Genomic DNA, 25,723 nt, shown 5'->3' with positions numbered 1-25,723 from the left:
CGTGCCCCACCATGGACCCCGATGACCCGGGGTCGCGCGAGGAGGGCGTGATGTACCGCTCCGAGAACGGCCGGCCGGCCGCCGGGTCCGCACTCAGGCTGCCCCCCATACAGGGGCGACGGCGGAGCCCCCCATCGCCTCAGCACCCCCTTTGCTGCCGCGCGCCGGTCCGCGCCCCCCGCGCCCGCGCGCACCCGGCCCACGCGCACGCCGCGCACCACCACCGCACGCACCACAACCGACAGTTGAGAGGACCCGACATGGCCAACACCGAGACCGCCCTCAAAGAGGCGCTGACCTCGATCGAGGGCGCCACCGGCGTCGCGCTCGTCGACTACACCAGCGGGATGGCGCTGGGCACGATGGGCGGCACCAAGACCTTCGACCTGAACGTGGCCGCGGCCGGCAACACCGACGTGATCCGCGCCAAGATGCGCACGATGGAGATGCTGGGCCTCACCAGCGAGATCGAGGACATCCTCATCGCGCTCAGCGACCAGTACCACCTCATCCGCCTACTCAAGGGGCGCGGCGGCAACGGCCTGTTCCTCTACCTGGTCCTGGACTCCTCCCGGGCCAACCTGGCGATGGCCCGCCACCAGCTGAAGCGGATCGAGGAGGACCTGGAGGTCTGACCCCGCTCAGACGAGGGCCGCGGTACGGCGGCGGGCCCCGCCCGGGGCCGCGTCGCCGGCCGCGACGCCCGTGCCGCGCAGACCCTTGACGGCCTTGCCCGCCGGGCCGCCGCCGCGCCGGTCGAGCCAGTCCACGCGCACCCACAGCAGGGTGTCCAGGGCCTGTTCGCGCCGGCCGAGCCAGGCGGCCTTCAGCCGCAGCCCGGTGCCGCACCCGGCCAGCAGCAGCCCGCCGGCCATCGGCACGGCGAAGGCGGAGCCCAGCGCGGCGGCCCCGGCCAGCAGCAGCCACCAGCGGTGCCCGCGGCGCCAGGCGCGCACCGTCACCGCGCGGTCCTGGAGGACGTCGTACTTGCCCGCGCGGGCCACGCCCCGCACGAGGGCCGCGTACCGCCCCCGGCGCGCCAGGGCCACCACCGCGGCGCCGACGACGAACAGCGCCGCCCCGGCGAGCACCCCGATCCGGCGCCCCGTCAGCCCCTGCGGCGCGGCGCCGATCGCCGCGGCGGCCACGCCGAGCCACCACAGCGGAGCGGCTCCCGCCCGTACGACGACGGCCACCCGGGCCAGTCCCTGTCCACCGCGTCCTTCGCGTCCCGCGCGCGCCACGTCGGCCTCCCGTGTCACGTGTCTCCACAGATGGCCGGGACATTAGCGGGCGAACGTGAGACAAAGCTGAGAGGACCGGGGCCCCGCGGTGGGCTCACTCCACGAAGAGCCCCCGCGCGGCGGCCTTGGCGTCGAACTCCTCCAGGCGGGCCTGCGCGTCCGGCAGGTCGTCGCAGACCGCCTCCAGCAGCACCCGGCCCAGCAGCATCGGCGCGCACGCGGTGTCGAAGGCCAGCCCGGTGCCGACGGCGGCCGGCAGCAGCAGGTCGGAGTGCTTGGCGACGGGCGCGAACGCGGAGTCGGCGACCGTGACGACGGTCAGGCCGACCTCCTTGGCGTAGGCGAGGGTGTCGACCACCTCGCGCGGATGCCGGGGCAGCGCGAAGCACAGCAGCGCGCTGGCGCCCGCGCGGACGGCGGCGTCGATGCGGTCCTGGATCATCGTGCCGCCCTCCTCCAGCAGCCGGACGTCCGGGTGGACCTTGGCGGCGAAGTAGGCGAACCCGTACGCCTGGGAGGCGGCGGCGCGCAGCCCGAGCACCGGCAGCGGGCGGGAGGCGGCGAGGATGCGGCCGGCCTGCCGCACCGGGCGCGGATCGGCGAGCAGGTCCGCGAGGTGCCGCAGGTTCTCGATCTCGGCCTCGACGGCGAGCTGGTACTCGTTGTGCACGCCGTTCTCGGGGGCGGGCTCGGCGGGTACCACCTCGCGCAGGTGCCTGCGCAGCGCGGGATACCCGTCGAACCCGAGGGCCACCGCGAACCGCGTCACCGACGGCTGGCTGACCCCGGCCAGCTCGGCCAGCTCCACGCTGGACAGGAAGGGCACGTCGGCGGCGCGCCGCACCATGCTGTGCGCGATGCGGCGCTGGGTCGGCGTGAGCCGGTGGCCCTCGAAGAGCGCCTGCAACCGGTTGGCCGGGCTGTCGGTCACGCTCATCATGTACTCCCCCTCGGTTGTCCTCGCCGCCCCGGGAGAGTACAGCGCCGAGGCCGTGCCGAACACGGGCTGATATTCAGAATAGGTTGCTCTGTATACCTTTATACAACGCAACCTGGGGCCCGCGCTCCGTCCCGGAGCCTCATTCCACCCCCGGCCGCTCCGCGGGGAAGCCGTGCGTGCGGGCGGTCAGTACGACGGTCAGCACGGGGGCCAGCAGGATCAGTACCGTCCACGGGAAGGACCCGGCGCCGAAGGCCTGGAGCAGGAGGCCGCCGGCCGCGCCGCCCGCGGCCATGGCCGAGTTCCAGGTGGTGACCAGCAGGGCCTGGCCCCGGTCGCCGCCCGCGTCGGTGACCGCGGTCTGGAGCAGGGCGGACAGACCGCCCCAGCCCAGGCCCCACAGCACCATGGCGCCGTAGACCGCCACGGCGCCCGTGGCCGGTGCCGCCAGCAGACCGGCCGCCACCAGGAACAGGGCGGCACTGGCGATGGTCAGGCCACGCAGCCTGCGGTCGACCAGGGCGCCGGTGACCAGGATGCTCACCACCGAGGCGATGCCGAAGACCAGCAGGACGAGATCCCGGGAGCCGCCCATGCCGCGCCGGTCGAGGAACGCGGCGACGAAGGTGTAGAGGATGTTGTGCGCCAGCACGTACGCGGCCACCACGAACAGCACCGGGATCACACCGGGCAGCCTGAGCGCCCCGCGGACCGGCGCCCGCTCGCCGGGCCGCCGGCCGGGGAAGTCCGGCACCGAGCGGGCGATCCAGCCGAGCAGCAGCAGCGAGACCAGGGCCACCAGGCCGAAGGTGGGCCGCCAGCCCAGCAGTCCACCCAGGAAGGTGCCGATGGGGATGCCCAGGGAGAGGGCCAGCGGGACGCCGGCCATGGTGATCGCGATGGCCCGGCCCACCAGCCGAGGGGGCGCCAGCCGGCGCGCGTAGCCGACGAGTTCGGCCCACACCACGGCCGCGGCGACCCCGGCGGCCAGCCGGACGGCCATGGTCAGCAGGTAGTCCGCGGACAGCGCGGTGACGGCGTTGGCGACGGCGAACGTCAGGACCGCGAGCAGCATCAGCCGCTTGCGGCGCCAGCCCGCCGTGGCCAGGGAGACGGGGATCGCCGACAGGCCCGTGGCGATCGCGTAGACCGTCAGCGTCTGGCCCGCCGCGGCCTCGCCGACGGAGAGGTCGCGGGCCATCTCCGGCAGGACGCCGGCGGGCAGGGCCTCGGTGAGGATGCTCAGGAAAGCGGCCGTGCACAGGGCCAGGAGCGGGGATACGGGCAGCGCGGCGGCCCGCGCCGAGGGCGCGCCGGTGCGGGGTGATGTCCGAGAGGTCGACATGCCTGTAGCCTCGAACCCTCACACCTATGTGAAGGTCAAGTCCGCTCGGGGAGGCGTCTCATGCGCATCGGGGAACTGGCCGAACGCACCGGCACACCGCGCCGGATGCTGCGCTACTACGAGGAGCAGGGACTGCTGGTCCCGGACCGCTCGGCCAACGGCTACCGAGACTACCCCGAGCGCAGCGTGGACCGGGTGCTCCAGATCCGGGGGCTGCTCGACTCCGGGCTGCCGACCCGCGTCATCAAGCAGATCCTGCCCTGCCTGAAGCAGCCGCGGGCCATCCACGTCACGGACGCGACCCCCGAGACGATGGCGACGCTGGAGCGGGAACTGGACCGGATGAGCCGGCGCATCGAGTGCCTGCTCCGCAGCCGGGACGCCATCTCCGAGTACGTCGCGGCGGTCCGCCGCGGCGGGACGGACGGCGTGCCCGAGCCCGCGTGCGAGGCCGCCCCGATACCGCTTCTTGGGCGGCCTCGCACGCGGGCTCGGGCACGCCGTCCGTCCCGCCGGAGCTGCTCTTCGACCAGCCGCTCGGGGAGCTGCTGTGCAGCCGCACCGCCGGGCAGGTGCTGGACGAGGCCGTGCTCGGCGCCGTCCAGTACGGCGTGCAGGAGCTCGGCGTCCCGCTGGTGCTGGTGCTCGGACACGAACGCTGCGCCGCCGTGACCGCCACGCTGGAGCGGCTGCGCACCGGGGCCCCGGTGCCGGGCCATCTGGAGCTGCTGGTGGACGAGATCGCCCCGGCCGCCCGCCGCACCCGGGGCCGGCCCGGCGACTGGGCCGAGCACACGCTGCGTGCCCACACGGCCTGGGTGCGGGACGCGATCCGGGCCGACCCCGCCTTCGCCGCGGCCCAGGTGGTGGCCGCCCGTCTCGACGCCGCCTCGGGGCTGGTGTCCCTGCTGCCCTAAGGGTTCCCGGGGTGGACCCCTCCACCCCGAGAGGGGGGCTTTCCCCAGTGCGCCGGGGGCAGGCGGCTCCCTAGGGTGAGGGACATGAGCGCACGTGACCCGCAGGACGCCGATCTCAGGAGCGACGCCGAGCTGCGGAAGGACCTCGACGCCACCGTCCGGGCCCGCAGGGACCTGGGCGACGACTACGACTCCGCCCTGGTCGAGTCCTTCCTGGAAAAGGTCGAGCAGCGGCTGGACGGCGCGGTGGACCGCCGGGTGCGGCGGCAGCTGGCCGAGCAGCAGATGGCGACCGCGCGCGGCGACCGGCGGCCCCGCCCGGCCGCCGACACCTGGGGCGAGCGCTACGGCTTCGCCCTGCTCACCCTGGTCCTGGCCATCCCGCTGTCCGCGATCGGCGCCGCCATGGCGGGACTCGCCGGGATGGTCGTCACCTGGATCGGCATCGTCGGAGTCAACGCGGCACAGGCGATACGGCTCCACCCGGAACTGCTCCCGGGACGCGGGCGGACCGGCACGGCCGACTGACCGGCCCGATCCGGCCCGATCCACGCGCCGCGGGAAGGAGTGAGCGGGGACCGCCGCACCCCCGTTGCCGGGGGGCGGGACGACGGCGGTCCCCGCGAGGGACGCGGGCCGGGTCAGGCCCGGCTGCGTCCAGGGCGTCCATGGAGGTCCGGGAGCCGCTCCGGAGGTCCTGACGCCGTTCGACGCCGGCCGGTACGGGGGAGCTCACGCGGGGTGCGATGCCCGGGAGGTGTCCTTCCGTCCTGCCGACACCCACCAATGTGCCGTACGCGTGTTAAGCGGGTGCTGCGTGCACATGACGCCCTCGTACCAGTTCCGCGGCGGTTGGAGCGGCCGCGGTCACCCGGAGTTCGCCGGCACGGCTCAGACACATGGCCGCGGCGCGTTCCCACTCCGGCCGGTTCGCCTGCCGCCGGGTCACAGGGGCAGCCGGTCGGCCGCCGCCTGGATGGCCATGTCCTCGGGGTCGACGTACTGCCAGTCGCACCGCCCGGGGTGCCCCTTGAAGATGGTGCAGCCCGTGGCCAGGGGGTTCTGCCTGTTCATGCAGCACTCGATGTCCTCGAGCCACTGCCCGGGCGCCCCGGCGCGCCAGCACACGAAGACGTCGGAGTCCGGGGCCGCGCTCGCGCCGGTACGGAGGAAGGCCACGTGGCGTTCGTGGGGAACGTCTTCGAGCATGCACCGGAACGAAGGGGACGACGCCCAGTCGACGTCCGCACGCGGGGACGGAATCTGCTCCGCGAGGGCTCGGACACCGTCGTCCAAGCCGGTCGTGGCCTTGCATCGGAACATCGTGGGCTCCCAGGCGAGGTGAAATGGTCGGTTGAACTGGTCGATGCGGGCAGAGGCCGGGGCCTCACGGGCGCCTGCCGTCACGGTGCCTCGGGCACTCGCACGGCGGCCAAGCGCTGGAGAATTCCGGCCGCTTGAGGGGCGTCACTTCGTGCCGTGCCCGCACGAGGTGCCGGTGCCCCCGGCGGTCCACCCGGTACACCGCGAGAGTCATCGTCAAGGCCGGATCACCCTGGCCTTGATCCCGGCCTCGATCGTCAGGATCAGCTCGTCCACGTGGTCCAGCCCCAGGCCGTGGCGGAAGGCGAGGCGCGGCCCCCAGGGCGTCTGGATGACGTCCAGGTCGACCAGCCATCCGGCCTCGTTGAAGGCGAGCTTCAGCCTGACCAGCATGTCGTCCGGGTCCCACTCACGCGTCATGTCTCGCCTCACCACTCCTCTGTGTAGCGGAATCGCTACCGAGCGGCTTCAGAGTTGCCTAGACTCGGGGATCCTTCAATGGGCCAGACAGGAAGGGCGAGTTGGGGCGAGATGGTCAACCGCAGAGAGCTGGACCCGGAGGCCAGTCCCGCAGCAGCGTTCGGTGCGCGTATGCGCAGGTCGCGCGAAGAGCAGGGGTGGACCCAGGAGGAGCTGGCAGAGAAGCTGGACTATTCAAGTCAGCATATTTCGGCCGTCGAAACTGCCCGCAAACCGCCAACCCTTCGTTTCTCGCGCAAGCTTGACCAGGCGTTCGGCCTTGCCGGGTCGGTCGACTCGTTCGAGGGAGAGTGGCGCGACATGAGGCACGGTGCGCTGCTGGAAGGCTTCCCGGAGTTCGTCACGTACGAAGGGCGATCAGCAGAGATCCGGCTCTACGAGGTGGGCGTCGTCCCCGGCTTGCTTCAGACACCGGAGTACACGTCAGCCCTGGCGGACAGCGCCGTAAAACGTGGGGCGATCACGCCCGAGCAAGCTCGCGAGCGGGTGACGATCGTTGCGGATCGGCAGACCGCGCTCGTGCGGAAACCACCGCCCCATGTCTTCGCCGTACTGGACGAAAGTTGTCTGCTACGGCCCATCGGCAACGGAAACACCATGGACGCCCAGTTGGCTCGTCTGCTCGAGTTCGCGGAGCAGCCCAATACTGTTCTGCAGGTTGCTCCGTTCACCATGGGTGAGCGACGCCCCTTCGATCTGCCGGTCACCGTACTGACGATGCCGGACCGCTCACTCATGGCGTACGCCGAGTCTGCTCAGCAGGGTCATCTCGAACGGGAAAGCACGTCGGTCCTGCCCCTGCTCACGGCCTACCATCAACTACAAGCTGAAGCGCTGTCACAGGCGGCATCCGTGGCCATGATCAGCAAGTTACGAAAGGGCACCCCGTGACGACCGACAACCCGCAGTGGTTCACGTCCTCGTACAGCAACAACGGCGGCCAGTGCATCGAGGTCGCCACCAACCTCCCCGGCACCGTCCCCGTCCGCGACACCAAGGACCGCGACGCCGGCACCCTCACCTTCAGCGCCGACTCCTGGTCGGCGTTCGTCCGGTTCGCCTCGGACCGGAGCGTCTGACACTCCGCACGGGAACGGGCTCCTCCGAGCGGGGGCCCGTTCCTCTGCTCACGGCCTCACGGAAGCCGTGATGTCGGTACTGGTGGTACGCGAGACGGCGTGTCCGAAGGGGATCCCGCCCGTTAAACGGGTATGGCGGTAATCGCATGAAGGGGAACCGGCATCCCAAGGCCGACATCGAGGCGGCGCTGAAGCGAGCGGAACGGGCCGGCCTGAAAGTCACCAGGGATCAGAACGGCCACAGGTGGGGGTTCGTGATCTGCTGCTCGTGCAACAGGGAGAAGCTCGTGTGGTCCACCCCAGCGAGCGCGGGCATGGAGGCGAGGCGCATTGACGAGTTCACACGGAAGCACAGCAACTGTGCGTGAGTGGTGGTTCACCCTGTACCCCGAGGCGCGGCCGACGGCTGAGCAGTCCGACCGGTTCTGCGGCTCGGATGTGCTCGCCAGCGGCGAGATCGGGTGGGAGCAGGACCCGAACGGCGTGTGCTTCCCCTGCACGGTGGCAGCACCGTCCCTGGAGGACGCCGTGACGTGGGCTGCACATCGCCTCCGCCAGGAGACCGGGGTACACATCGCGCGCGTCGAGATCGAGATGAAGATGTTCGACTGAAGAGGGACCCGTACACACCGCGCACAGGCGCGGGCCCCCTCCCACCCGGAGGGGGCCCGCGTCGGTTCGTTACTTGGCGCCGCCCTTGGCCAGGAAGGCCAGCAGGTCCTGGCGGCTGACCACGCCGGTCGGCTTGCCCTCGACCAGGACGATCGCCGCGTCCGCCGCGCCCAGCACCTGCATCAGGTCGCCGACCGGCTCGCCGGAGCCGACCTGGGGCAGCGGGGCCGACATGTGCTTCTCCAGCGGGTCCTCCAGGGAGGCGCGCTTGGAGAACAGGGCGTCGAGCAGCTCGCGCTCCACGACCGAGCCGACGACCTCGGCGGCCATCACGTCCGGGTGACCGGCGCCCGGCTTGACGACGGGCATCTGCGAGACGCCGTACTCGCGCAGCACCTCGATGGCCTGGCCGACGGTCTCCTCCGGGTGCATGTGCACGAGGGAGGGGATGGTGGCGCCCGCCTTGTCGTTCAGCACGTCGGCGACGCGGGCGCTCGGGCCCTCGTCCTCCAGGAAGCCGTAGTCGGCCATCCACTCGTCGTTGAAGATCTTCGAGAGGTAACCGCGGCCGCTGTCCGGCAGCAGCACCACGACCACGTCGTCCGGGCCGAGCCGCTCGGCGACCCGCAGCGCGGCGACCACGGCCATGCCGCAGGAGCCGCCCACCAGCAGGCCCTCCTCCTTGGCCAGGCGGCGGGTCATCTGGAAGGCGTCCTTGTCGGAGACGGCCACGATCTCGTCGGCGACGGTGCGGTCGTAGGCGGTCGGCCAGAAGTCCTCACCGACGCCCTCGATCAGGTACGGCCGCCCGGAGCCGCCCGAGTACACCGAACCCTCGGGGTCGGCGCCGATCACCTTGACCTTGCCCTGGCTGGCGTCCTTCAGATAACGGCCGGTGCCGGAGATGGTGCCGCCGGTGCCGACGCCCGCCACGAAGTGGGTGATCTTGCCCTCGGTCTGGTCCCACAGCTCCGGACCGGTGGAGTGGTAGTGCGACAGCGGGTTGTTGGGGTTGGAGTACTGGTCGGGCTTCCAGGCGCCCGGGGTCTCGCGCACCAGCCGGTCGGAGACGTTGTAGTACGAGTCCGGGTGCTCGGGGTCGACCGCGGTCGGGCAGACGACGACCTCGGCGCCGTAGGCACGCAGCACATTGATCTTGTCGGTGCTCACCTTGTCGGGGCACACGAAAATGCACTTGTAGCCCTTCTGCTGGGCCACGATCGCCAGGCCCACCCCGGTGTTGCCGCTGGTGGGCTCCACGATGGTGCCGCCCGGCTTGAGCTCCCCGCTCTCCTCGGCGGCCTCGATCATGCGCAGGGCGATGCGGTCCTTCACGGAACCGCCCGGGTTGAAGTACTCCACCTTGGCCAGGACGGTCGCCTGGATGCCCTTGGTCACGTTGTTGAGCTTCACCAGCGGGGTGTCGCCGACGAGGCTGATCATCGATTCGTGGAATCGCACCGTTGTCTCCGGTCGCTGCAAAAAGTGTGGTCCTAGTGGTGCCGCCAGCCTAAGGCCAGGCGCCCGACCCGCGTGGTCGTTCACTCCCCGTGGAGATTGGCGCACGCCCTGTACGGGGCAAGGAGTGGGTGGAGGGCTAGGAGGAGGTGGCGGCGGCGCATGACAAGCATGTCGAGGGCGCGCGTGGCCCGGCGGATCGCGGCCGGAGCGGCGTACGGCGGGGGCGGGGCCGGACTGGTCGGGGCGGCGGCCGTCGGACTGGTGCTCGCGGAGGTACGGCTGGCGCGGCGCCATGTGGGCAACGGCAGCGGCGGCCGGGTACCGGTGGCGGACGGGGTGTACGGCCACTCCTACGACGTCCCCGGGGAGCCGCCACTGCGGCTGGTGATGCTCGGCGACTCCACGGCCGCCGGGCAGGGCGTGCACCGGGCGGGCCAGACGCCGGGCGCGCTGCTGGCCTCGGGGCTCGCGGCGGTGGCGGAACACCCGGTGGAGCTGCGGAACGTCGCGCTGCCGGGCGCTCAGTCCGACGACCTGGACCGGCAGGTGGCGCTGGTGCTGTCGTCGCCGGGGCCCGCGCCGGACGTCTGCGTGATCATGATCGGCGCCAACGACGTGACGCACCGGATGCCGTTCACGCGTTCGGTGCGGCACTTGTCGGCGGCCGTGCGGCGGCTGCGCACGGCCGGTGCGGAGGTGGTGGTCGGCACCTGCCCGGACCTCGGCACGATCGAGCCGGTGCAGCAGCCGCTGCGCTGGCTGGCCCGGCGGGCGTCCCGGCAGCTGGCGGCGGCGCAGACGATCGGGGTGGTGGAGCAGGGGGGACGCACCGTGTCCCTGGGCGATCTGCTGGGGCCCGAGTTCGCGGCGAACCCGCGGGAGCTGTTCGGGCCGGACAACTACCACCCCTCGGCCGAGGGCTACGCCACGGCGGCGATGGCGGTGCTGCCCACGGTGTGCGCGGTGCTGGGTCTGTGGCCGGCGGAGGAGGAACGGCCGGACGTGATGCGCCGCGAGGGCTTCCTGCCGGTGGCCCGCGCCGCGGCGGAGGCGGCGGCCGAGGCCGGTACGGAGGTCACGGCGGCGATGCCGACCGGCCCGCGCGGCCCCTGGGCCCTGCTCAAGCGCCGGCGGCGGCGCCGCGTCCCGGAGGCCGAACCGGTGACCCCGTCGGCCTGACCGGCGTACCGCGGGCCGCGCGGCCGTGCTGCACTGGAAGGGCCGGCGACCCCCGGGCGACCCGGTCGACCAAGCAAGCGCTTAGAAAACTGCGGCCAGTGTCACACCGCAACCCCGGTGACCCGGTTCATACGTGCGGGTAACTTCCAAACCGGTCCTGCCCGAAACCCCGTTCACTGGAGCCCTGATGCCCGAAGCCGTCATCGTCTCGACCGCCCGCTCCCCCATCGGCCGCGCCGGCAAGGGTTCCCTCAAGGATCTGCGCCCCGACGACCTGACCGCCACGATCATCCAGGCCGCCCTCGCCAAGATCCCCGAGCTGGACCCGAGGGACATCGACGACCTGATGCTCGGCTGCGGTCTGCCCGGCGGCGAGCAGGGCCACAACCTGGGCCGCATCGTCGCCGTGCAGATGGGCATGGACCACCTGCCCGGCTGCACCATCACCCGCTACTGCTCCTCCTCCCTCCAGACCTCCCGCATGGCCCTGCACGCCATCAAGGCCGGCGAGGGCGACGTCTTCATCTCGGCGGGCGTCGAGACGGTCTCCCGCTTCGCCAAGGGCAGCTCCGACGGCCTGCCGGACACGCACAACCCGCTGTTCGCCGAGGCCGAGGCCCGTACCGCCGCGGTCGCCCAGCAGGAGGGCACCACCTGGCACGACCCGCGCGAGGACGGGCTGATCCCCGACGCGTACATCGCGATGGGCCAGACCGCCGAGAACCTGGCGCGCTGGAAGGGCATCACCCGCCAGGAGATGGACGAGTTCGGCGTGCGCTCGCAGAACCTCGCCGAGCAGGCCATCAAGGACGGCTTCTGGGAGCGCGAGATCACCCCGGTGACGCTCCCCGACGGCACCGTCGTCAGCAAGGACGACGGCCCGCGCGCCGGCGTCACCATGGAGGGCGTCGCCGGGCTGAAGCCGGTCTTCCGCCCCGACGGCCTGGTCACCGCCGGCAACTGCTGCCCGCTCAACGACGGCGCCGCCGCCCTCGTCATCATGAGCGACACCAAGGCCCGCGAGCTGGGCCTGACCCCGCTCGCCCGGATCGTGTCCACCGGCGTCTCCGCCCTCTCCCCCGAGATCATGGGCCTCGGCCCGGTCGAGGCCAGCAGGCAGGCGCTGCGCCGGGCCGGCCTGACCGTCGACGACATCGACCTGGTCGAGATCAACGAGGCGTTCGCCGCCCAGGTGATCCCCTCCTACCGGGAGCTCGGCATCGACCTCGACAAGCTGAACGTCAACGGCGGCGCCATCGCCGTCGGCCACCCCTTCGGCATGACCGGCGCCCGGATCACCGGCACGCTGATCAACTCGCTCCAGTGGCACGACAAGCAGTTCGGCCTGGAGACGATGTGCGTCGGCGGCGGCCAGGGCATGGCGATGGTCATCGAGCGCCTCAGCTGACCCACCCTCCCCAACCGTCCGTAGCGGATCGCGCACTTCAGGTCAGGGATCGGCCCAGAACCCCGGAAACCACCGGGTTCTGGGCCTTTCTGTGATCCAATCTCCCCCAGGATGTGACCTATCTCCCCCGCCCCGGACATCGACGCAGGTCAGCACCGGCCGACACATCGGCCACAGCAACCACGAGACCAAAGAACTGTCCGTTTCGTGACGTTACGCACTGACAGCTGGGTAGTCCGCCCTTCAAGCTGATGTAGGAAGTCGGGGGTCGACTTTGAACCTGGGAGTACGTCAGTGAGCGCCATGCCGATCGCCCTGCTGCTCACCACGGCCGCCACGGGCGCCGTGGGCGTCGCCGTCCTGCGCACCGTGCTGAAGCTGCGCCGGCAGCTCACTCAGTTGCAGGCCCAGCTCGCGGAGAACCAGTCAGCCGCCGTGCACGCGCTGCTGCCGCACGCCCGCGCCCATGCCGACACCGACCGGATACGCGCGGCCGTGGCCGAGGCGCTCGCCGAGGAGCGGGAGCGGGAACTCGCCGAGGCGCGCGCCTTCTGGGCCGCGCAGGAGGCCCGCGACGCCTCCGACACCCCCTCGGTGCTCGGCCTGCCCGATCACGAGCCGTTCCTGCCCCGGGAGTCCGACTTCGCGGGCCTGGAGCCGGTGGCGGAGCCGACCGCGGACGCCGACGAGTTCGCCGGGGAGTCCCCCGAGCTGGCCGCGGCCCGCCGCCGGCACCCCTCGCACCCGGACTTCGTCCCGGACCGGTCGGCGGCGGCCGACCACGAGCGGACGGCCGCCACGCTGGAGCAACTGGCAACCGACCAGGTGGAGCTGTCCGACGTCCGCCCCGGACCGCTGGGCACCCTCGACGTCTATGTCTTCGCGGACGGCACCACGCTGTGCATGACACCGGGTCACCGCGAGACGGCGGAGCGGCTGGCGCGGGCCATGGAGGCGGGCGACGCCCCCTATCTGCTCGGCGGTTCGGGCGTCTCCGGCGCCTACACCCTCACCTTCGCCTGCGGCACGGAGATGATCTACATCCTGGCGGACCGCGTCATCGCGTCCCTGTAGGCCGCGGCGGGGCCGCGCGCGGCGGCGGGGCCTCAGACCCCCGCCCGGCCCCGCGCCTCCTCCACCAGCCGGACCGCCTCGGCGACCTCGTCGTCGCTCTTCAGCACCAGCGCCACGTCGTGCGCCGCGACCAGGATCTGATCGGCCGCCGCGAACATCCCCGCGTCCGGCATCTCCCGGGGCTCGCTCCCCGGCTCCTCGACGGCCTGCGCCCGCCGGGCCAGTTCCCTTGCCAGCGCCAGCGCCTCCGCGGCGGCACCACGCTGGAGCCTGCTCTGCGGCGCCGCGCGCAACCGGTCGGCGAAGTGATCCACTGCTTGGGTCAGGGGCGTTGTATCAACCACGCGCCGAGCGTAACGCGCCGCACTGTTGCCAAGAGGCGAACCCTCGGGCACGGTGCAGTGAAGGACCGGCTCACAGCCCCTTTGTTTCCGGAGGTGCCGATGTCCCAAGTCTTCTCCGAGGAGACCCATCGCAATCTGCTCGCCCATATCCCGCACTGCACCGGCCGTGAGGTCTCCGACTGGCTGCGCACCGTCGAGGAAGGCCCCGCCCTGGTCCGCTTCGAGGAGAAGGTCGGCTGGCTCCGCCAGGAGTACGACCTGGCGTACGGCCACGCGAAGGCCATCGTGCACGAGTACGACCTGCGCCGGGCGGCCCGCAAGCTGCGCTGAGGCACCCGCCGACGGCAAAGGGCCCCGGGCGGAACTCAGGTTCCGCCCGGGGCCCTCTCACCAGCGCGGTGCGCGCTAGTCGTTGTTGGTGAAGATCGCCACCAGCCGCAGCATCTCCAGGTAGATCCAGACCAGGGTGACGGTGAGGCCGAACGCGGCGAGCCAGGACTCGTTGCGCGGGGCGCCGTAGGCGATGCCGTCCTGGATCTGCTTGAAGTCGAGCGTCAGGAAGAACGCGCCGAGCAGGATCGCGATGATGCCGACGACCGCGCCGATCGGGCCGAAGCTGCGCAGACCGCCGTCCTCGGCGACGCCGAACGCGACCAGCAGCAGATTGACCGCCATGACGACCAGGAAGGCCATCGCGATGGCGAGGCCGATGCGGGCGTAACGGGCCGTGACCCGGATCCAGCCCGCCTTGTAGACGAGCAGGGTGGCGCCGGAGACGGCCATGGTGCCGAGCACCGCCTGGAAGGGGGCGCCCTGCCAGCGGCTGTTGTACATCTCGCTGATGACGCCGAGGAAGATGCCCTCGAAGGCCGCGTACCCGAGGATCAGCGCGGGTGCCGGGGTGCGCTTGAAGTTCTGGACCATCGCCAGCACGAACGCGATCAGCGCGGAGCCGACGGCCAGGCCGTAGCTCGTGGGCGAGACCGGCAGCAGCGCCCAGGCGAGGACGGCGCCCACCACGACGGTGCCGAGCGTCATGGCCGAGCGGACGACGACGTCGTCCATCGTCATCCGGTCGGTGCCGGCGGCCTGCGGCGGGGCGCCGTACTCGGCGTCGGACGGCGCGTGGCCGGCCGGCATGTACGGGTCCTGCGCGTACGGGTTCTGGGCGTAGGGGTTCTGCGCGTACGGGTTGGCCCCTGCGTACCCGGCCTGCGCTGCGGTGTTGAAGCCGGCGTAGCCGTTGTCGCGGCTGAACCCCCGTCGCGAGAAGACCGGGTTGCTGCTCCTCATCTCACTCCTCCATGGCTGCCGTGCGCAGCCTTGGCTCAAGCGTAATGGATTGGCAAAGGATCGATCATGCTACCTGAGGAGGATCTTTCCCCTGCCGTGTCGGTCCACACGCTACGCAAAGGAGGGCGCCCGGGCCACGGGTGATCGCCATCCAAGACGAACTTGTCACCGACCGAGCGCGTGAAGTGAGTGGTGCCCGGAGCCGGACTTGAACCGGCACGCCCGCGAAGGGGCAGCGAGGTTTAAGCTCGCCGTGTCTGCATTCCACCATCCGGGCAGGCCATGGGCTCCGCTTCGAGGTCCGAGCCTATCGGGACGCATCCCCCGAACAGCGGAGTGGCGGGCCGATGTTGTCTTATTTTATTGACGTCTGAGGGTGCATCAGACCACGGAACCGGTCGTCCGCACTTGCCAGTAGCGTGACGTGACGCACGTGCACCTGTATGTGAAATGACGGAATTTCACCGTCCGAAGAAGGGCGCCCCACCTGTTCTCTACACCGCCTGGTCACGGCGGACGGGACGGCAAGGGCCCCGGGCGGCTCAGGGTCGGGAGTCCTCCCCAGGTATGACAGGGCACCCCCGCGGTCCGACCCGAGTCGCCCCCGGGAACCGGAACAGCGGCTGACTCCCCGGGCCGCACGGGACGGGACGATGGAGCAGTCCCCATGAACACGCCGTCCCGAGGAGCACCGTCCCGTGACCACCACACCCACCGCACGCACGGCCACCGCCGTGGCCGCACGCGCCACGGAGCTGTCGAAGATCTACGGGCAGGGTGAGACCCGGGTGGTCGCCCTGGACAAGGTCTCCGTCGACTTCGGGCAGGCCGAGTTCACCGCGATCATGGGCCCGTCCGGCTCCGGCAAGTCCACGCTGATGCACTGTGTGGCCGGCCTCGACACCTTCTCCTCCGGCTCCGTGCGGATCGGCGAGACCGAGCTGGGCTCGCTCAAGGACAAGCAGCTCACCAAGTTGCGCCGGGACAAGATCGGCTTCATCTTCCAGGCCTTCAACCTGCTGCCGACGCTGACCGCGCTGGAGAACATCACGCTGCCGATGGACATCGCGGGCCGCAAGCCCGACAAGGCGTGGCTGGACCAGGTCATCCAGATGGTGGGGCTGTCCGGGCGGCTCGGCCACCGGCCCGCCCAGCTGTCCGGCGGCCAGCAGCAGCGCGTCGCCGTGGCCCGCGCCCTCGCCTCCAAGCCGGAGATCATCTTCGGTGACGAACCGACCGGCAACCTCGACTCGCGCTCTGGCGCCGAGGTCCTCGGCTTCCTGCGCAACTCCGTGCGCGAACTGGGCCAGACGGTGGTCATGGTGACCCACGACCCGGTCGCCGCGGCCTACGCGGACCGGGTGATCTTCCTCGCCGACGGGCGGATCGTGGACGAGATGTACGGCCCGACCGCCGAGTCCGTGCTCGACACCATGAAGCAGTTCGACGCGAAGGGCCGTACCAGCTGATGTTCCGCACCGCCCTGCGCAACGTCCTCGCGCACAAGGCCCGGCTGCTGATGACGGTGCTCGCCGTCATGCTCGGCGTGGCCTTCGTCTCCGGGACCCTCGTCTTCACCAACACCGTCTCCGACGCCTTCCAGAACAGCTCCGCCAAGGGCTTCGACCAGGTGGACGTCGCCGTCCAGCCCAAGTACCAGGACTCCCGGGGCGACCGGGTCGGCAAGACGCCGGACCTGACCCAGGCCATGCTGGAGACGGCCGGCAAGGTGCCCGGCGCCGCCTCCGCCACCGGCGTCGTCGGCGGCTTCACCGCCGTCGCCGACAAGCACGGCAAGCTCGTCGGCGGCGACTGGCAGTCCCGCGGCGGGAACTACTGGGGGGCCAAGGACGCCCGCTACCCGCTGGTCGCCGGTCACGCCCCGCACGGCGGGAACGAGGTGCTGCTCGACTCCAAGTCCGCCGAGCGGGCCGGTTACAAGGTCGGCGACACCGTGCGGCTCTCGGTCGACGGGCCCGTGCTCACCCCGACCGTCGCCGGCATCTTCACCACCGACGACGGCAACGTGACCGCGGGCGGCAGCCTCGCGCTGTTCGACACGCCCACCGCGCAGGCGCTGTTCGGCAAGAACGGCACCTACGACGAGATCGACGTCACGGCGAAGCCCGGCACCGGCCAGGCTGCGCTCAAGGCCCAGCTGGACCGGGCGCTGCCCGCCCACCAGGTGGAGACCACCACCGGCAAGAAGCTCGCCGACGACCAGGCGAAGACGATCGCCGACGGCATGAGCAGCATGAAGACGGGCCTGCTGGTGTTCGCGGGCATCGCCCTGTTCGTCGGCACCTTCATCATCGCCAACACCTTCACCATGCTGGTCGCCCAGCGCACCAAGGAACTGGCCCTGCTGCGCGCGGTCGGCGCCTCCCGCCGCCAGGTCACCCGCTCGGTGCTGATCGAGGCGTTCGTGGTCGGCGCGGTCGCCGGCGTGGCCGGTCTGCTCGCCGGCATCGGCATCGGCGCGGGCCTGCGCGCCCTGGTCGGCTCCTTCGGCGGGAACATGCCCGACGGCCCGCTGGTGATCAGCCCCGGAACGGTGGCCGCCGCCCTCGTGGTCGGCGTCCTCATCACCATGCTCGCCGCCTGGCTGCCCGCCCGCCGGGCCGCGAAGATCCCGCCGGTGGCGGCGATGAACAGCGTGCACGCCAAGGCGACCACCAAGTCCCTGGTGCTGCGCAACACCATCGGCGCGCTGTTCGCGGCGGCCGGTGTGACGGTGATCCTCGCCGCCACCACGATGGACGGCGACTCCGGCCAGGCCCCGATGGGGCTCGGCGCCGTGCTGCTGATCATCGGCGTGTTCGTGCTGACCCCGCTGCTGTCCCGCCCGCTGATCGCGGCCGCCGCCCCGCTGATGCGCGCGTTCGGCATCGCGGGCAAGCTGGCCCGCCAGAACTCGGTGCGCAACCCGCGCCGTACGGCGGCCACCGCCTCGGCGCTGATGATCGGCCTGACCCTGATCACCGGCATGACGGTGATGGCGGGCAGCCTCCAGCACTCGATCGACAAGATGGCCGCCTCGGCGATCCGCGCCGACTACGTCGTCTCGATGGCCAACGGCTCCCCGCTCTCCCCCGACGTGGCGAAGAAGCTCGCCGCCACCGACGGGGTGACCTCCAGCAGCCCGCTGCGCAACGCCGAGTCCCGCATCGACGGCAAGACCGAGTTCCTGACCGGCGTCGACGGCGCGTCCATCGCGAAGCTGACGGACCTGAAGGTGGACCAGGGCAGCTTCACGGTGAGCGGCACACGGATCGTCGTGGACAAGGAGCGGGCCAAGGAGTACGGCTGGACCCCCGGTTCGCACCTGACCGCCCACTTCGAGGACGGCAAGGCGCAGTCCCTGACCGTCGCCGGGATCTACGACGGCAACGACATGATCCGCGGCATCATGCTCGACGACGCGGTGCTCACCCCGCATCTGAGCCACCCCGCCGACATGCAGGTCATGGTCAAGACGGCCGACGGCGCGTCGGCCTCGACCAAGGACCGGCTGGCGAAGGCCCTGGGCACCAACCCGGCGATCAAGATCCAGGACAAGAAGGACCTGTCCGACAGCATCGCGCAGGCCTTCACCTTGATGCTGAACATGGTCTACGGCCTGCTCGGCATGGCGGTGATCGTCGCGGTGCTCGGCGTCGTCAACACCCTGGCGATGTCGGTGTTCGAACGCGCCCAGGAGATCGGCATGCTCCGCGCGATCGGCCTGGACCGCAGGGGCATCAAGCGGATGGTCCGCCTGGAGTCCCTGGTGATCTCCCTCTTCGGCGGCGTGCTCGGCATCGGTCTGGGCGTGTTCTTCGGCTGGGCGGCCGGTCAGCTGGTGGGCACCAGGATGCCCACCTACGAACTGGTCCTGCCCTGGGGCCGGCTGGCCGTCTTCCTGCTGATGGCGGGCGCGGTCGGCGTGCTGGCCGCGCTGTGGCCGGCCCGCCGGGCGGCCCGGCTGAACGTGCTGGCGGCCATCAAGGCCGAGTAGCCGGCGCCGTACGACACCGAAGGGGCCCCGCGACCGCGGGGCCCCTTCGCCGTGCCGGCCGGTTCAGCCCTGCCAGGTGCGGGTGCGCGACGGGAGCCCGGAGGCGCCCGAGTCCGGGGTGCGGACCGCGAGGACCTGGTTGACGCCGATGCGGTTGCGCTCGAAGGCGAGCGCGGAGGCGGCCATGTACAGCCGCCAGACGCGGGCCCGGCCGGGGCTGGTCAGGCGCACGGCGCGGTCCCAGTCGGCCTCCAGGTTGGCCACCCACTGGCGCAGGGTGCGGGCGTAGTGCTCGCGCAGGGCCTGTACGTCGCGCACCTCGAACCCGGCGCGCTCCAGCTGGGTGACCGTGGTGCCGATGGGGGCGAGCTCGCCGTCCGGGAAGACGTAGGCGTCGATGAACTCGTCCACGTTGTACGCCGATTCGTCGCGCTGCGGGCGGCGGGCGATCTGGTGGTTGAGCAGCCGGCCGCCGGGCGTGAGCAGGTCGTACAGGCGGCTGGCGTACTCCAGGTAGCGTTCGGCGCCGACGTGTTCGGCCATGCCGATGGAGGAGATCGCGTCGAAGGGGCCGTCGGTGACGTCCCGGTAGTCCTGGACCCTGATCTCCACCCGGTCGGTCAGCCCCTCGTCGGCGACGCGCTTGCGGGCGTACACGGCCTGCTCCTGGGAGAGGGTGACCCCGACGACGCTCACCCCGTACTCACGGGCCGCGTGCAGCGCCATGGAGCCCCAGCCGCAGCCGACGTCCAGCAGCCGCCGGCCCTCCTTCAGGCCGAGCTTGGCGCAGACCAGTTCGAGCTTGTCGCGCTGGGCGGACTCCAGGGTCCCGCCGTCCTCCCAGTAGGCGCAGGAGTACACCATCGAGGGGCCGAGGACCAGCTCGTAGAAGTCGTTGCCGACGTCGTAGTGGTGGCTGATGGCGCGCTTGTCGCTGCCGCGGGTGTGCAGATGGCGGCGTCTGCGGACCTCCTCGCACGGCGGCGCGGGCGGGATCGGCGGGCCGGCGAGCTTGACCAGCTCGCGGGCGGCGGCGCGGACGGCGGGGTCGCGCACGGCCTGGCGGAGGGTGCGGCCGTCCTCACCGCGTTCCCAGATCAGCGCGGCCATGCCGTCCAGCGCCGTGTACAGGTCGCCCTCGATGTCCAGGTCCCCGGCGACCCAGGCGCGGGCCAGGCCCAGCTCGCCCGGCTTGAACAGGATGCGGCGCAGGGCGCGCCGGTTGCGCACGACGAGCGTGGGAGCGCCGGGGGGCCCGGCCTGTGATCCGTCCCAGGCCCGCAGCCGTACCGGGAGCGGAGCCCCCAGCATCTGCTCGGCAAGACTGTTCAGCCGCGACGCGGCGTCGGCCATGACGCACACCTCCAAGACGACGATCCCGGATGCCGGTTACCACGTAAACACCGTCGGTCGTCTTGCACAGTCCCGCAATGGAGTTACGAGTGGGCAAAAAGTTGCAATGGCCACCCAGATGGGTCCCCGGGAACGCCGAAAGACCTCCCGCACCACGGATGGCAGGAGGTCTTTCGGATGGTCCGGCGAGTGCCTCGGGTCAGGAAGCCTTGGCCTCGGTCTTCGCGGCGGCGACCGGCGCGGGCTTGGCGGCCTCGTAGAACTCCTCGCGGGGGTTCTCCATGGCGCCCAGGGACACGACCTCGCGCTTGAGGAACATGCCGAGCGTCCAGTCGGCGAAGATGCGGATCTTGCGGTTCCAGGTCGGCATGGCCAGGCCGTGGTAGCCGCGGTGCATGTACCAGGCGAGACGGCCCTTGAGCTTGATCTTCATCTTGCCCATGACGATCATCGCCACGCCCTTGTGCAGGCCGAGACCGGCGACCGCACCCTTGTTGGCGTGCTCGTACTCCTTCTGCGGGAAGCCCCGCATGCCGGAGACCACGTTGTCGCCGAGGACCTTGGCCTGGCGCAGCGCGTGCTGGGCGTTCGGCGGGCACCAGGCGTTCTCGTTGCCCGCCTTGCGGCCGACGAGGTCCGGGACCTGGGCGTTGTCGCCGGCGGCCCAGATGTAGTCCGTGCCCTGCACCTGGAGGGTGGCGGCGGTGTCCACGTGGCCGCGCGGGCCGAGCGGGAGGCCGAAGCGGGCGAGGGCCGGGTTCGGCTTGACGCCGGCCGTCCACACGATGGTGTTGGAGTCGACCTCCAGGCCGTTCTTCAGCACCACGTGGCCGTCGACGCAGGAGTCCATCGAGGTGGAGAGGTAGATCTCCACGCCGCGGCTCTCCAGGTGCTCCTTGCCGTACTGGCCGAGCTTGGGGCCGACCTCGGGAAGGATCTTGTCGGCGGCGTCGACGAGGATGAACCGCATGTCCTCGCGGGAGACGTTGCGGTAGTACTTGGCGGCGTCCCGGGCCATGTCCTCGACCTCGCCGATGGTCTCCGCGCCCGCGAAGCCACCGCCGATGAAGACGAAGGTGAGCGCCTTGCGGCGGATCTCCTCGTCGGTCGTGGAGTCGGCCTTGTCCAGCTGCTCCAGGACGTGGTTGCGCAGGCCGATGGACTCCTCGATGCCCTTCATGCCGATGCCCTGCTCGGCGAGGCCGGGGATCGGGAAGGTGCGGGAGACCGCGCCGAGGGCGATGACCAGGTAGTCGAACGGCAGCTCGTACGCCTCGCCCACCAGCGGGGCGATCGTCGCGACCTTGCGGTCCTGGTCGATGGTGGTGACCCGGCCGGTGAGGACCTCCGCCTTCGGGAGCACGCGTCGCAGCGGGACGACGACGTGCCGAGGGGAGATGCTGCCGGCGGCGGCTTCGGGGAGGAAGGGCTGGTAGGTCATGTACGACCGGGGGTCGACGACCGTGACGGTCGCCTCGCCGTAGCGCATCTTCTTGAGAATGCGCCGAGCTGCGTACAGGCCTACGTACCCACCGCCTACTACGAGGATCCTGGGACGCTCCGTGGTGCTCATGGCATCGAGTATCCACCCGCCCCAGGGGGGTGGCTCGTGCGCCCCTTCACAAGCTTGTGGAGGGGCTGTGTTAAACTCCGCGACCCACGTGGCGCAGGTCATGGGGCCGGGAGGGAACCGCGCGGCGGTTCGTACCGTTGTCAAGGCCGTGTGAGCTGCCCGTCCGGGTCGGCGAGGTGATCGCCCGGACCCCGGAGCGGCCTCTGGAACACCCCCTTCCGGCCATCTTTGCGCGCGTCATCTGAACATGTTCAAACGGGTTTTGACCCCCCGGAAGGGCCGACCGGCCCCCTTCGGGCACCGGTCAGGACCCATTTCCTTGTGAAGAACTTCACGAAGGTTTCCGCCGGGATGCCGACGAGGGGCCCCGCGGGGCCCCTCGAAGTCGCTCAAACGTTATCCGGCCTGCTCAGCCGGATGTTACCCGCCAGTAGCAAAGTGGTCTACGCCACCGACCAGGCGATGCCGTCGAGGATGTCGTGCTCCGACACGACGACCTCCTCCGCGCCGATCCGCTCCATGATCGCCAGAAGGACGAGGGAGCCCGCGCCGATGACGTCGACACGGCCCGGGTGCATGGCGGGGATGGTGGCGCGTTCGGCGTGGGTGGAGTGCAGGAGGCGGTCGGTGATCTCGCGGACCCGGGCGCGGGAGACGCGGGAGTGGTGGATGCGCGCCGAGTCGTACTCGGGCAGGTCCTGGGCGATCGCGGAGACGGTGGTGACCGAGCCGGCCAGGCCCACCAGGGTGCGCGCCTCGCGCAGCGGCACCGTCCGCTCCGCGAGGTCCAGGGCGGCCTCGATGTCGGCCCTTATCGCGGCGATCTGCTCCTCGGTGGGCGGGTCGCAGACCTCGCCGCCGTGCACCAGGTGCCGTTCCGTCATCCGCACACAGCCCACGTCCACCGAGCGCGCGGCCCGCACATGGTCATCGCCGACGACGAACTCGGTGGAGCCGCCGCCGATGTCCACCACCAGATAGGGCCGGGCGAGGTCCTCGCGGCCGGTCAGCTCCTTGGTCGCGCCGGTGAAGGAGAACTCGGCCTCCTGGTCGCCGGTGATGACCTCCGGCTCCACGCCGAGGATGTCCAGCACCCCGCGCACGAACTCGTCGCGGTTCTCGGCGTCGCGCGAGGCGGAGGTGGCGACGAAGCGCAGCCGCTCGGCGCCGTGCTCCTTGATGATCTCCGCGTAGTCGCGGCAGGCGGCGAAGGTGCGCTCCAGCGCCTCGGGGGCGAGCCGGCCCGTGCGGTCGACGCCCTGGCCGAGCCGCACGATCGTCATCCGGCGGTCCAGGTCGACCAGTTCGCCCGTCGCCGGGTCCGCGTCCGCGACCAGCAGCCGGATGGAGTTGGTACCGCAGTCGACGGCGGCGACACGGGTCACTGCGCTTCCTCCTTCGGCTCCTGCTCGAACGTCACGCACGCGCCCTTGCGCCACCACTCCGGCAGCATCGCGAGCGCCTCGTCGCCGAGCGGGTTGACGCCCGGTCCCGCGGCCAGTGAGTGGGCGACCAGGACGTGCAGGCACTTCACCCGGTCCGGCATGCCGCCGGCGCTCGGGAAGTCCCGCAGGACCTCGATCTCGTCCCGGCGCCGGATGTAGTCCTCGTGCGCGGCCCGGTAGGCGGCGGCCAGCTCCGGGTCGCTCTGGAGGCGCTCGGTCATCTCCTTCATCACGCCGTTCGCCTCCAGCGTGCCGATGGCCGAGGCGGCCTTGGGGCACGTCAGGTAGTACAGCGTCGGGAAGGGCGTGCCGTCGGGCAGGCGGGGCGCCGTCTCCACGACGTCCGGCTGGCCGCAGGGGCAGCGGTGCGCGATGGCCCGCAGGCCCCGCGGGGGACGGCCGAGCTGCTGCTTGAACGCCTCGACGTCCGCGTCGGTGGGCTCGGTGCGCGGAGTGGGCGGCGGAGGGGTTTCCATGACTGCTTTCAGACTGGCTTTCTGTGGGTCACCGGCACGGGGCCGGTCACTGGTCGGAGGCGTCGGACTTGTCGACCCCGTCCCAGATGTTGGTGTACCAGGGCCGGTGGGCGGCCCTCAGGTCGGCGCGGGACTGCCGGGCCGCGCCCGGATCGATGACCACGTACCCGGTCTCGCCGGGCTTCACATAGTGCAGCCGCTTGCGGATCTGCTGCTCGGCGTAGGCGTCGTCCTGCCAGCGGGCCTTGAGGTCGCGCAGTTGTTCGACGCGCTGGCGGGCCTCGGTCTCCTGCCGCTGGAGATCGGAGATCTGGGCGCGCTGGGAGACGTACTGCCGCATCGGGTAGGCGAGGGCGACGACCAGCGAGCAGAGCACCAGCGCGAGCAGTGCCGCCCGGCCGGTCAGCCGCGAGCGGCGGGCCTGCCGTTTGGTCTGCGAGCGGTAGACCCGGGCCGCCGTCTGCTCGCCCAGCAGCCGCAGTCTGGTCGTGGTGGAGAAACGGTCCCGGTCCCTGACGGCCATGTCGGCTCTCCGCCTCCCCTTTCACACGTGCGTACGTCCCCGGACACGGTACGGGACCGGGTACGGGGACGTACGTACGACTGGCCAAGTCCCGGCCCGGAGCGGGTCGGGACCGGCCGGGTGGCTCAGCCCTTGAAGCGCGGGAAGGCGCTGCGGCCGGCGTACACCGCGGCGTCGTCCAGGATCTCCTCGATGCGCAGCAGCTGGTTGTACTTGGCGACGCGCTCGGAGCGGGCGGGGGCGCCGGTCTTGATCTGGCCGCAGTTGGTGGCGACGGCCAGGTCGGCGATGGTGACGTCCTCGGTCTCGCCGGAGCGGTGCGACATCATGCACTTGAAGCCGTTGCGCTGGGCCAGCTCGACGGCGTCCAGGGTCTCGGTCAGCGAGCCGATCTGGTTGACCTTGACCAGCAGGGCGTTGGCGGTGCCCTCCTCGATGCCGCGGGCGAGGCGCTCGGGGTTGGTGACGAACAGGTCGTCGCCGACCAGCTGGACCTTGTCGCCGAGCTTGTCGGTGATGACCTTCCAGCCGGCCCAGTCGTCCTCGAACAGCGGGTCCTCGATGGAGACCAGCGGGTAGGCCGCCACCAGCTCCTCGTAGTACTCCGTCATCTCGGCGGCGGAGCGCTCCTTGCCCTCGAAGAGGTACTTGCCGTCCTTGTAGAACTCGGAGGCGGCGACGTCGAGCGCGAGGGCGATCTGCTCGCCGGGGGCGTAGCCGGCCTCCTTGATGGCCTCCAGGATGAGGTCCAGGGCCTCGCGGTTGGAGCCGAGGTTCGGGGCGAAGCCGCCCTCGTCGCCCAGGCCGGTGGCCAGGCCCTTGTTCTTCAGGACCTTCTTGAGGGTGTGGTAGACCTCGGCACCCCAGCGCAGCGCCTCGGAGAAGGACTCCGCGCCGATCGGGGCGATCATGAACTCCTGGATGTCCACGTTGGAGTCGGCGTGCGAGCCGCCGTTCAGGATGTTCATCATCGGCACCGGCAGCAGGTGCGCGTTGGGGCCGCCCAGGTAGCGGAAGAGCGGCAGGTCGGACGCCTCGGAGGCGGCGTGCGCGACGGCCAGGGAGACGCCGAGGATGGCGTTGGCGCCGAGAGAGCCCTTGTTGTCGGTGGCGTCCAGGTCGAACATGGCCTGGTCGATCAGGCGCTGCTCGGTGGCGTCGTAGCCGACCAGCTCCGGGCCGATCTGCTCGATGACGGCGAGGACGGCCTTCTCGACGCCCTTGCCCTGGTAGCGGTTGGGGTCACCGTCGCGCAGCTCGATGGCCTCGAAGGCGCCGGTGGAGGCGCCGGACGGGACGGCGGCACGACCGGTGCTGCCGTCGTCGAGGCCGACCTCGACCTCGACCGTGGGGTTGCCTCGGGAGTCCAGGATTTCCCGGGCTACGACGACGTCGATGGACGGCACGAGCATCTCCTTCTTGGATGTGACGCTGGAAGTGCGGGGCGGTCTGCCTTACGGCTGTGCCTTGCGACTAGAGCCTAACCGTCCAGGGGGCGTCGGCCACCGACCGACCGTCCCGTGGACGGGAGGGACACGCAGACGGTACCCATTGTTCACCCCCGGAACAAAGGGGGTCCAGGGTGAGGCCCCGCCGAAGAGTGGGAAACGAAAGACCCCGCCCGGGCGCGAACGGGGGAAATCGCGCCGGGGCGGGG

At 71.2% G+C, this 25,723-nt stretch carries 27 protein-coding genes, 1 tRNA gene and 1 pseudogene; 14 read left to right on the top strand and 15 right to left on the bottom strand.

Going from position 1 to position 25,723, the window contains the following annotated elements:
* Positions 1-260: 260 nt before the first annotated feature.
* On the top strand, positions 261-635 hold the full coding sequence (locus FRZ03_RS25650; RefSeq protein WP_146467501.1) for a roadblock/LC7 domain-containing protein: 375 nt from the start codon (positions 261-263) through the stop codon (positions 633-635).
* Between the two features lie 6 nt (positions 636-641).
* Here FRZ03_RS25650 and FRZ03_RS25645 read toward each other — a convergent pair whose 3' ends face one another.
* The 3 genes from FRZ03_RS25645 to FRZ03_RS25635 form a co-directional block, all read right to left on the bottom strand.
* Positions 642-1,196, bottom strand: a complete 555-nt coding sequence (locus FRZ03_RS25645) for a hypothetical protein (RefSeq protein ID WP_146467505.1) — start codon at positions 1,194-1,196, stop codon at positions 642-644.
* Positions 1,197-1,338: 142 nt separating this feature from the next.
* Complete coding sequence (locus FRZ03_RS25640; protein WP_146467500.1) at positions 1,339-2,184, bottom strand: MurR/RpiR family transcriptional regulator; 846 nt, start codon at positions 2,182-2,184, stop codon at positions 1,339-1,341.
* Between the two features lie 139 nt (positions 2,185-2,323).
* Positions 2,324-3,529, bottom strand: coding sequence for an MFS transporter (locus FRZ03_RS25635; RefSeq protein ID WP_146467499.1), 1,206 nt, complete (start codon positions 3,527-3,529; stop codon positions 2,324-2,326).
* 60 nt (positions 3,530-3,589) lie between these two features.
* Between FRZ03_RS25635 and FRZ03_RS25630 the strand changes: the two are divergent.
* The 3 genes and pseudogenes from FRZ03_RS25630 to FRZ03_RS25620 all read left to right on the top strand — a co-directional run.
* Positions 3,590-3,940 (top strand): annotated as a pseudogene (locus FRZ03_RS25630) (MerR family transcriptional regulator); the annotation flags it as partial.
* 32 nt (positions 3,941-3,972) lie between these two features.
* A complete protein-coding gene (locus tag FRZ03_RS25625) occupies positions 3,973-4,446 on the top strand; it encodes a carbonic anhydrase (RefSeq protein WP_261399339.1) in 474 nt (157 codons plus the stop codon).
* Positions 4,447-4,530: 84 nt separating this feature from the next.
* Positions 4,531-4,974 carry a hypothetical protein gene (locus tag FRZ03_RS25620; RefSeq protein WP_146467498.1) on the top strand — a complete coding sequence of 148 codons (444 nt, stop codon included), beginning with the start codon at positions 4,531-4,533 and terminating at the stop codon, positions 4,972-4,974.
* Positions 4,975-5,391: 417 nt separating this feature from the next.
* Here the strand turns inward: FRZ03_RS25620 and FRZ03_RS25615 are convergent, their stop codons facing one another.
* Together FRZ03_RS25615 and FRZ03_RS25610 are read right to left on the bottom strand one after the other, a co-directional pair.
* Positions 5,392-5,655 (bottom strand): hypothetical protein, encoded by a 264-nt coding sequence (locus FRZ03_RS25615; protein ID WP_146467497.1) that lies wholly within the window; start codon positions 5,653-5,655, stop codon positions 5,392-5,394.
* Positions 5,656-5,985: 330 nt separating this feature from the next.
* Entirely contained in the window at positions 5,986-6,189 is a 204-nt protein-coding gene (locus FRZ03_RS25610; RefSeq protein ID WP_146467496.1) for a hypothetical protein, read from the bottom strand.
* Between the two features lie 111 nt (positions 6,190-6,300).
* On the opposite strand from FRZ03_RS25610, the gene FRZ03_RS25605 reads away from it, so the two are divergent.
* From FRZ03_RS25605 to FRZ03_RS25590, 4 genes are all read left to right on the top strand, one after another.
* Entirely contained in the window at positions 6,301-7,140 is an 840-nt protein-coding gene (locus FRZ03_RS25605) for a helix-turn-helix domain-containing protein (RefSeq protein ID WP_146467504.1), read from the top strand.
* A complete protein-coding gene (locus FRZ03_RS25600) occupies positions 7,137-7,328 on the top strand; it encodes a DUF397 domain-containing protein (RefSeq protein ID WP_146467495.1) in 192 nt (63 codons plus the stop codon). The genes FRZ03_RS25605 and FRZ03_RS25600 overlap by 4 nt, the downstream gene beginning before the upstream one ends.
* A gap of 146 nt (positions 7,329-7,474) precedes the next feature.
* Positions 7,475-7,696, top strand: coding sequence for a hypothetical protein (locus tag FRZ03_RS40545; RefSeq protein WP_146467494.1), 222 nt, complete (start codon positions 7,475-7,477; stop codon positions 7,694-7,696).
* On the top strand, positions 7,689-7,940 hold the full coding sequence (locus FRZ03_RS25590) for a hypothetical protein (RefSeq protein ID WP_146467493.1): 252 nt from the start codon (positions 7,689-7,691) through the stop codon (positions 7,938-7,940). Before FRZ03_RS40545 ends, FRZ03_RS25590 begins: the two co-directional genes overlap by 8 nt.
* A 69-nt stretch (positions 7,941-8,009) precedes the next feature.
* Here the strand turns inward: FRZ03_RS25590 and FRZ03_RS25585 are convergent, their stop codons facing one another.
* Positions 8,010-9,401, bottom strand: coding sequence for a cystathionine beta-synthase (locus tag FRZ03_RS25585; protein ID WP_146467492.1), 1,392 nt, complete (start codon positions 9,399-9,401; stop codon positions 8,010-8,012).
* A gap of 159 nt (positions 9,402-9,560) precedes the next feature.
* On the opposite strand from FRZ03_RS25585, the gene FRZ03_RS25580 reads away from it, so the two are divergent.
* From FRZ03_RS25580 to FRZ03_RS25570, 3 genes are all read left to right on the top strand, one after another.
* Positions 9,561-10,580, top strand: coding sequence for an SGNH/GDSL hydrolase family protein (locus FRZ03_RS25580; protein WP_186785612.1), 1,020 nt, complete (start codon positions 9,561-9,563; stop codon positions 10,578-10,580).
* A 187-nt stretch (positions 10,581-10,767) separates the two neighbouring features.
* Positions 10,768-11,988: an acetyl-CoA C-acetyltransferase gene (locus FRZ03_RS25575; RefSeq protein WP_146467491.1), complete on the top strand. Its 1,221-nt coding sequence runs from the start codon at positions 10,768-10,770 to the stop codon at positions 11,986-11,988.
* Positions 11,989-12,282: 294 nt separating this feature from the next.
* Entirely contained in the window at positions 12,283-13,062 is a 780-nt protein-coding gene (locus FRZ03_RS25570; RefSeq protein ID WP_146467490.1) for a hypothetical protein, read from the top strand.
* Positions 13,063-13,094: 32 nt separating this feature from the next.
* Here the strand turns inward: FRZ03_RS25570 and FRZ03_RS25565 are convergent, their stop codons facing one another.
* Positions 13,095-13,406, bottom strand: coding sequence for a hypothetical protein (locus FRZ03_RS25565; RefSeq protein WP_186785611.1), 312 nt, complete (start codon positions 13,404-13,406; stop codon positions 13,095-13,097).
* Between the two features lie 99 nt (positions 13,407-13,505).
* Between FRZ03_RS25565 and FRZ03_RS25560 the strand changes: the two genes are divergently transcribed.
* Complete coding sequence (locus FRZ03_RS25560; RefSeq protein ID WP_146467489.1) at positions 13,506-13,736, top strand: DUF4287 domain-containing protein; 231 nt, start codon at positions 13,506-13,508, stop codon at positions 13,734-13,736.
* 75 nt (positions 13,737-13,811) lie between these two features.
* On the opposite strand, the gene FRZ03_RS25555 is transcribed toward FRZ03_RS25560, so the two are convergent.
* Complete coding sequence (locus FRZ03_RS25555) at positions 13,812-14,699, bottom strand: Bax inhibitor-1/YccA family protein (protein ID WP_146467488.1); 888 nt, start codon at positions 14,697-14,699, stop codon at positions 13,812-13,814.
* Positions 14,700-14,889: 190 nt separating this feature from the next.
* Positions 14,890-14,976, bottom strand: a tRNA-Leu gene (locus tag FRZ03_RS25550).
* Positions 14,977-15,397: 421 nt separating this feature from the next.
* Here FRZ03_RS25550 and FRZ03_RS25545 point away from each other — a divergent pair.
* The gene (locus FRZ03_RS25545; RefSeq protein ID WP_146467487.1) at positions 15,398-16,168 is read left to right on the top strand and encodes an ABC transporter ATP-binding protein; all 771 of its coding nucleotides are present in this window, start codon (positions 15,398-15,400) and stop codon (positions 16,166-16,168) included.
* Positions 16,168-18,696 (top strand): ABC transporter permease, encoded by a 2,529-nt coding sequence (locus FRZ03_RS25540; protein WP_146467486.1) that lies wholly within the window; start codon positions 16,168-16,170, stop codon positions 18,694-18,696. Before FRZ03_RS25545 ends, FRZ03_RS25540 begins: the two co-directional genes overlap by 1 nt.
* A 63-nt stretch (positions 18,697-18,759) precedes the next feature.
* On the opposite strand, the gene FRZ03_RS25535 is transcribed toward FRZ03_RS25540, so the two are convergent.
* The 6 genes from FRZ03_RS25535 to eno all read right to left on the bottom strand — a co-directional run bounded on the left by FRZ03_RS25535 (position 18,760) and on the right by eno (position 25,472).
* Positions 18,760-20,049 carry an SAM-dependent methyltransferase gene (locus FRZ03_RS25535; RefSeq protein WP_146467485.1) on the bottom strand — a complete coding sequence of 430 codons (1,290 nt, stop codon included), beginning with the start codon at positions 20,047-20,049 and terminating at the stop codon, positions 18,760-18,762.
* A gap of 199 nt (positions 20,050-20,248) precedes the next feature.
* Positions 20,249-21,622, bottom strand: a complete 1,374-nt coding sequence (locus FRZ03_RS25530; protein ID WP_146467484.1) for an NAD(P)/FAD-dependent oxidoreductase — start codon at positions 21,620-21,622, stop codon at positions 20,249-20,251.
* Between the two features lie 443 nt (positions 21,623-22,065).
* The gene (locus FRZ03_RS25525; RefSeq protein ID WP_146467483.1) at positions 22,066-23,007 is read right to left on the bottom strand and encodes a Ppx/GppA phosphatase family protein; all 942 of its coding nucleotides are present in this window, start codon (positions 23,005-23,007) and stop codon (positions 22,066-22,068) included.
* Entirely contained in the window at positions 23,004-23,543 is a 540-nt protein-coding gene (locus FRZ03_RS25520; RefSeq protein ID WP_146467482.1) for a DUF501 domain-containing protein, read from the bottom strand. The genes FRZ03_RS25525 and FRZ03_RS25520 overlap by 4 nt, the downstream gene beginning before the upstream one ends.
* A 46-nt stretch (positions 23,544-23,589) precedes the next feature.
* On the bottom strand, positions 23,590-24,066 hold the full coding sequence (locus FRZ03_RS25515; protein ID WP_146467481.1) for an FtsB family cell division protein: 477 nt from the start codon (positions 24,064-24,066) through the stop codon (positions 23,590-23,592).
* 125 nt (positions 24,067-24,191) lie between these two features.
* Positions 24,192-25,472, bottom strand: coding sequence for a phosphopyruvate hydratase (eno, locus tag FRZ03_RS25510; RefSeq protein WP_177329902.1), 1,281 nt, complete (start codon positions 25,470-25,472; stop codon positions 24,192-24,194).
* Positions 25,473-25,723: the final 251 nt, after the last annotated feature.

This window comes from Streptomyces misionensis (genome assembly GCF_007896895.1).
GTDB lineage: Bacteria > Actinomycetota > Actinomycetes > Streptomycetales > Streptomycetaceae > Streptomyces > Streptomyces misionensis_A.
This window is presented reverse-complemented; position numbering and strand designations above follow the sequence as displayed.